Source organism: Novosphingobium sp. B-7 (genome assembly GCF_000410615.1).
Classification (GTDB): Bacteria; Pseudomonadota; Alphaproteobacteria; order Sphingomonadales; family Sphingomonadaceae; genus Novosphingobium; species Novosphingobium capsulatum.
Genome location: NZ_KE148423.1, coordinates 237 through 1,540, shown reverse-complemented (window position 1 = coordinate 1,540; position 1,304 = coordinate 237). Strand labels below are relative to the sequence as shown.

General features: G+C 66.0%; 1 protein-coding gene. It reads left to right on the top strand.

What is annotated here, in order from left to right; genetic code table 11:
• Positions 1-261: 261 nt before the first annotated feature.
• Entirely contained in the window at positions 262-1,296 is a 1,035-nt protein-coding gene (locus H926_RS0118410) for a quinone-dependent dihydroorotate dehydrogenase (protein ID WP_022677612.1), read from the top strand.
• Positions 1,297-1,304: the final 8 nt, after the last annotated feature.

Genomic DNA, 1,304 nt, shown 5'->3' with positions numbered 1-1,304 from the left:
AAGGGCCAAACCCGCCGTAAAGTGGAGAACCCGATACATCACTGCACCGAGCCCTTCGGGTCGCAAAGCGGACCTAAGCGATAGGTCGATTCCCTGATTGTATGGATTCGACAAAATCGGTGGCATCCGCGCCACAGCGGAAAAGTTTTCGCCCCACCTCACGACACTAAACCATGCCAAGCGTGTTTTGCGGCTTGGCGGCGCGCGCGCGGCCCGCAATAGGAAGCCCTTCCCCGACCGCACCCAACGCATGGCCCGTTAATGCTCTATCGTCTTGCACGTCCTTTGCTTTTTCGTTTGCCGGCAGAAACCGCACACACGCTGACGCTGCGCGCGCTGGCCATGGCGCCGGCCGGCGGCCGCGCCGCGCCGGAGCCTGCGCTGGCGCAGCGCGTGGCAGGGATCGTGTTCCCCAATCCGGTCGGCCTGGCCCCAGGGTTCGACAAGAACGCAGAAGTGGCCGACGCGCTGTTCGGGCTGGATTTCGGCTTTGTCGAAATCGGCACGGTCACCCCGCGGCCCCAGGCCGGCAACCCGCGCCCGCGCCTGTTCCGCCTGGTCGAGGACGAAGCGGTGATCAACCGCATGGGCTTCAACAACCACGGCGCCGAAGTGGTCAGCCGGCGCCTGACCCAGCGCCTGGGCAAGCCCGGCATCCTGGGCGCCAATATCGGCGCCAACAAGGATTCGGTCGATCGCGTGGCCGATTACGCGGAAATGACGCGGATCATGGCGCCACTGGCCACCTATCTCACGGTCAACATCAGCTCGCCCAACACGCCGGGCCTGCGCGCGTTGCAGGATGAAAGCGCGCTGGGCGATCTGCTCGATGCGGTGATCGCCGCGCGCGCGCCGCACAAGACGCCGATCTTCCTCAAGCTCGCGCCGGATCTGCAACGGTCGGATATCGACGCGATCTGCCGCATCGCGATGGACAAGCGGCTCGATGCCCTGATCGTGAGCAACACCACGATCACTCGCCCGGCCAGCCTGCGTTCGGCCCATGCCGGCGAAACCGGCGGTCTTTCCGGCAAGCCGCTCGCGCCCCTCGCGCTGGAAATGCTGCGTGCGTTCCGCAGCGCCACGGGCGGCGCCATTCCGCTGATCGGCGTGGGTGGCATCGCCAGTGCCGAAGATGCCTGGCAGCGCATCCGCGCTGGGGCCAGCCTGATCCAGATCTACAGCGGCATGGTCTATCATGGCCCCCGGCTGGCGCAGCACATCATCACCGGCCTCGCCCGCCGCGTGCGTGCCGAAGGCATGACAAGCATTGCAGAGGCGGTCGGGACGCAATAGCCATTGCT